Genomic DNA, 4,776 nt, shown 5'->3' on the forward strand with positions numbered 1-4,776 from the left:
CCGCAGGCGAAGGCCTCAGCAGCGGCTCGCGGGCCAGCCGGGGCCTGGACCCGAAACTGATCAAGGACATCGAAAAACAATACGGCTTCGACAAGCCGGCACCGGAACGCCTGTGGCTGATGCTCAAGAGCTACGCCCAACTGGACTTCGGCAACAGCTTCTTTCGCGGCGCGACAGTCACCGACCTGATCCTGGAAAAAATGCCAGTCACCATCTCGCTCGGCCTGTGGGCCACGCTGATCACCTACCTGGTGTCGATCCCATTGGGCATTCGCAAGGCAGTGCGCCATGGCAGCAGCTTCGATGTGTGGAGCAGCACCGCAATCGTGATCGGCTATGCGATGCCGGCGTTCCTGTTTGCGATGTTCCTGATCGTGGTGTTCGCCGGCGGCACGTCGCTGAACTGGTTCCCGGTGCGCGGCCTGGTCTCGGAAAACTTCGACGAACTGAGCACGGTCGGCAAGATCGCCGACTACTTCTGGCACCTGGTCTTGCCGGTCACGGCGCTGGTGATTGGCGGGTTCGCCACGCTGACCATCCTGACGAAAAACTCGTTCCTCAATGAGATCACGCGCCAGTACGTAGTCACCGCCCGCGCCAAAGGCTTGAGCGAACGGCAGGTGCTGTACGGCCATGTGTTCCGCAATGCGATGCTGCTGGTGATTTCGGGGATTCCCCAGGCGTTTATCAGCGTGTTCTTTGCCGGCTCGCTGCTGATCGAAGTGATCTTCTCCCTCGATGGCCTCGGGCGCATGAGCTACGAAGCCGCCGTGTCCCGCGACTATCCGGTGGTGTTTGGCTCGTTGTTTATCTTCACCCTGTTCGGCCTCCTGATAAAACTGATCGGCGACCTCTGCTACACCCTGGTGGACCCGCGTATCGACTTCGCCGCGAGGAACGCCTGATGCTCAATCTGTCTCCCGTGGCCCGCCGGCGTTTCGAACGCTTCAAGAAAAACCGGCGCGGCTGGTGGTCGCTGTGGCTGTTTATCGGCCTGTTTATCCTGACCCTGGGCGGCGAGTTGATCGCCAACGACAAGCCGCTGGTGTTGAGCTTCAAGAACGAGCTGTATTTCCCGGTGTTCAAGCGCTACACCGAACAGCAGTTCGGCGGGCAATTGCCGTTCCAGGCGGATTATCGCAGCGACTACGTGCAAAAGCTGATCAAGCAGGACGGCGGCTGGATGCTGTTCCCGCCGGTGCCGTTCAGCGATGACACGCCCAACTACGAGCTGACCCGCCCTGCCCCCAGCCCGCCTTCAGCGGTGAACTGGCTGGGCACCGACGACCAGTCGCGCGACGTACTGGCGCGGGTGATCTTCGGCGCGCGGGTGTCGATCCTGTTCGCCCTGGCGCTCACGGTGATCAGTGCGAGCATCGGCATCGCCTCCGGCGCGTTGCAGGGTTACTACGGCGGCTGGGTCGACTTGCTCGGCCAACGCCTCCTGGAAGTGTGGTCCGGGTTGCCGGTGCTGTACCTGCTGATCATCCTGTCCGGTTTTGTCGAACCGAACTTCTGGTGGCTGCTGGGGATCATGGCGCTGTTCTCCTGGCTGGCCCTGGTGGATGTGGTGCGCGCCGAGTTCCTGCGCGGGCGCAACCTGGAGTACGTCAAGGCGGCGCGGGCGTTGGGTTTGGGTGACGCCAAGATCATTCGCCGGCATATCCTGCCCAATGCCATGACGGCCACCCTGAGCTACCTGCCGTTCATTTTGACTGGTGCGATTTCCACCTTGAGCGCCCTGGATTTCCTCGGCTTCGGCATGCCGGCAGGCAGCGCGTCGTTGGGTGAGTTGATCGCCCAGGGCAAGCAGAACCTGCAAGCGCCCTGGTTGGGCCTGACGGCGTTTTTCACCTTGGCGCTGATCCTGTCGCTGCTGGTATTTATCGGCGAGGCGTTGCGTGATGCCTTCGACCCCCGTTCATGAGTGAGTCTGTATGAGCGACAACCTGATCGAGATCCGCGACCTCTGCGTCGCCTTCAGCGGCCAGACCGTGGTGCACAACCTGAGCCTGGATGTGCGCCCCGGCGAGTGCCTGGCGCTGGTCGGCGAGTCGGGCTCGGGCAAGTCGGTGACGGCCCTTTCGATCCTGCAATTGCTGCCCGAAGCCGGCACGCAAACCCGCGGCTCCGTGCGCTATCGCGGCCAGGAATTGATCGGTGCGTCGCCAGCCACCTTGCAAAAGCTGCGCGGCGACCGCATCGCCATAATCTTCCAGGAGCCGATGACCTCCCTCAACCCGCTGCACAACATCGAAAAGCAGATCGGCGAAACCCTGCTGTTGCACAAGGGCCTGGGCGGCAAGGCGGCGCAGGCGCGCATCATTGAGTTGCTGGAACTGGTCGGTATCCAGAAGCCCGAGGAACGGCTCAAGGCCTATCCGCACCAACTCTCCGGCGGCCAACGCCAACGCGTGATGATCGCCATGGCCCTGGCCTGCGAGCCGGAACTGCTGATCGCCGACGAGCCCACCACCGCGCTGGACGTGACCGTGCAGCGCAAGATCCTGCTGCTGCTCAAGTCCCTGCAACAACGCTTGGGCATGTCGCTGCTGCTGATCAGCCACGACCTCAATCTGGTGCGCAGCATGGCGCAGCGGGTGTGCGTGATGCATACCGGCGAGATCGTCGAGCAGGCCGACTGCGAGGCCTTGTTCACCGCGCCGCAACACCCCTACAGCCGCTTGCTGCTGGATGCTGAACCGGCGGGCGAGGCGCTGTGCAGCGAAACGCGTGAAACGGTGTTGCAGGTGGACGACCTGAGCGTGCAATTCCCCCTCGGCGGCGGCCTGTTTCAGCGCAAGACCTACCTGCGCGCGGTGGACGGCATCAGCCTCAGCGTGGAGCGCGGCAAGACGCTGGGCATCGTCGGTGAGTCGGGCTCGGGTAAATCCACCCTGGGCCAGGCGATCCTGCGCCTGCTGGATTCCACCGGCAGCATCCGCTTCCAGGGGGTGGCCCTCGACCCGCTCAATCACAAGCAGATGCGCCCATGGCGCAAGCAGATGCAGGTGGTGTTCCAGGACCCTTACGGCAGCCTCAGCCCGCGCATGTCGGTGCAGCAGATCATCAGCGAAGGCCTGGAAGTGCATGCGCCGTGCAGCCTCGCCGAGCGTGACGCGCAGGTGATCCAGGTGCTCAAGGACGTCGGCCTCGACCCGGCCAGCCGGCATCGCTACCCCCACGAGTTTTCCGGTGGCCAGCGCCAACGCATTGCCATCGCCCGCGCCCTGGTGCTCAGGCCCGCGTTGATGCTGCTCGACGAGCCCACCTCAGCCCTCGACCGCACGGTGCAGAAGCAAGTGGTGGCGTTGCTGCGCGAACTGCAGGACAAATACGGCCTGACCTACCTGTTTATCAGCCATGACCTGGCCGTGGTCCGCGCCATGGCCCACGACATGATCGTGATCAAGGACGGCAAGGTCGTGGAGCGTGGCGCCAGCCATGACGTATTCGAATCGCCGCAGCACCCCTACACCCAGGAGTTGCTGGCGGCCGCCCTCGGATTGTCGAGATGAGTACCAGCCTCAAGGACTACCAACAGGTTCGCGGCCTGGCCATCCGGTCGCTGTTCGAGATCATCGAGCAGTCCAGCGAAGGCACGGTGATCGTCGACCGCGACGCCAACATCGTGTGGATGAACGAGCGCTACGCTAAGCGCTTCGGCCTTAAAAGCGCCGACGAAGCCATCGGCCAACCCTGCGAAAAAGTCATCTCCAACAGCCTGCTACGCCAGGTGGTGAGCACAGACCTGCCGATCCTGCTGGATATTCAGGACACGCCCAAGGGACCGCTGGTGGTGATGCGCCTGCCGATCCACAACGATGCCGGCGCGGTGATCGGCGCCATCGGCTTTGCGCTGTTCGATGAGCTGCGCAACCTGTCGCCGCTGATCGAGCGCTACCTGAGCATGCAGCAGGAGCTGGCGTCGACCCGCTCGCTGCTGCGTTCGCGCCAGAGCAAGTACACCTTTGCGCACTTTATCGGCACCAGCGCCGCCAGTTTGGAAGTCAAACGCCGTGCGCGGCGCAGCGCGAGCGCCGAGTCACCGGTGCTGCTGCTCGGCGAAACCGGCACCGGCAAAGAGCTGCTGGCCCAGGCAATTCACGGCGCCTCAACACGGGCGCACAGAGCATTTGTCAGCATCAACAGCGCCGCGATTCCCCATGACTTGCTCGAGGCCGAGTTCTTCGGCACCGCGCCAGGTGCGTTTACCGGCGCCGACCGCAAAGGCCGGCCCGGCAAGTTGCAGATCGCCCAGGGCGGCACGCTGTTTCTCGATGAAATCGGCGACATGCCGCTGCCGCTGCAAAGCAAGTTGCTGCGGGTGTTGCAGGAGAAGGAATACGAACCGGTCGGCTCCAACGAGATGCTGCACAGCGATGTGCGGGTGATTGCCGCCACGTCCATGGACCTGGAAGCGGCGATCAAACGCGGCGAGTTTCGTGCGGACCTGTATTACCGGTTGAATGTGCTGCCGATCCGGGTGCCACCGTTACGCGAGCGGCTGGAGGATATTCCGGCGTTGAGCGAAGCGATCCTCGAAGAACTGCGCAGCCACCACGAACTGGATCGCGAGGCCCTGGCGTTGTTGGCGCAGCATGCGTGGCCGGGGAATATCCGCGAGCTGCGCAACGTGCTGGAGCGCGCGGCGTTGTTGAGCGATGACTTGGTACTGGATGCGGCAGAGATTCGCGCCGCAATCGGCACGTTCAGCCCGGTGGCGCGCGGGGCGGTGGAGACCGTCGAGGGCGAGACGTTTGCGGCGGCGCGCGA

General features: G+C 63.6%; 4 protein-coding genes. All 4 read left to right on the forward strand.

What is annotated here, in order from left to right:
* The coding region (locus tag L9Z73_RS25540) for a microcin C ABC transporter permease YejB (RefSeq protein ID WP_247407104.1) at positions 1-905 on the forward strand (905 nt) is incomplete at its 5' end.
* The gene (locus L9Z73_RS25545) at positions 905-1,927 is read left to right on the forward strand and encodes an ABC transporter permease (RefSeq protein ID WP_247407106.1); all 1,023 of its coding nucleotides are present in this window, start codon (positions 905-907) and stop codon (positions 1,925-1,927) included. The genes L9Z73_RS25540 and L9Z73_RS25545, both read left to right, overlap by 1 nt.
* A gap of 10 nt (positions 1,928-1,937) precedes the next feature.
* Positions 1,938-3,518 (forward strand): ABC transporter ATP-binding protein, encoded by a 1,581-nt coding sequence (locus L9Z73_RS25550; protein WP_247407108.1) that lies wholly within the window; start codon positions 1,938-1,940, stop codon positions 3,516-3,518.
* The coding region (locus L9Z73_RS25555) for a sigma-54 interaction domain-containing protein (RefSeq protein WP_247407110.1) at positions 3,515-4,776 on the forward strand (1,262 nt) is incomplete at its 3' end. The genes L9Z73_RS25550 and L9Z73_RS25555, both read left to right, overlap by 4 nt.

It is taken from the genome of Pseudomonas emilianonis (assembly GCF_023072625.1).
GTDB lineage: Bacteria > Pseudomonadota > Gammaproteobacteria > Pseudomonadales > Pseudomonadaceae > Aquipseudomonas > Aquipseudomonas paraveronii.

What these genes read in the sequence shown, in the direction of transcription:
- L9Z73_RS25545 (WP_247407106.1), top strand. Translation starts at nt 905, where the DNA reads ATGCTCAATCTGTCTCCCGTGGCCCGCCGGCGTTTCGAACGCTTCAAG.
- L9Z73_RS25550 (WP_247407108.1), top strand. Translation starts at nt 1,938, where the DNA reads ATGAGCGACAACCTGATCGAGATCCGCGACCTCTGCGTCGCCTTCAGC.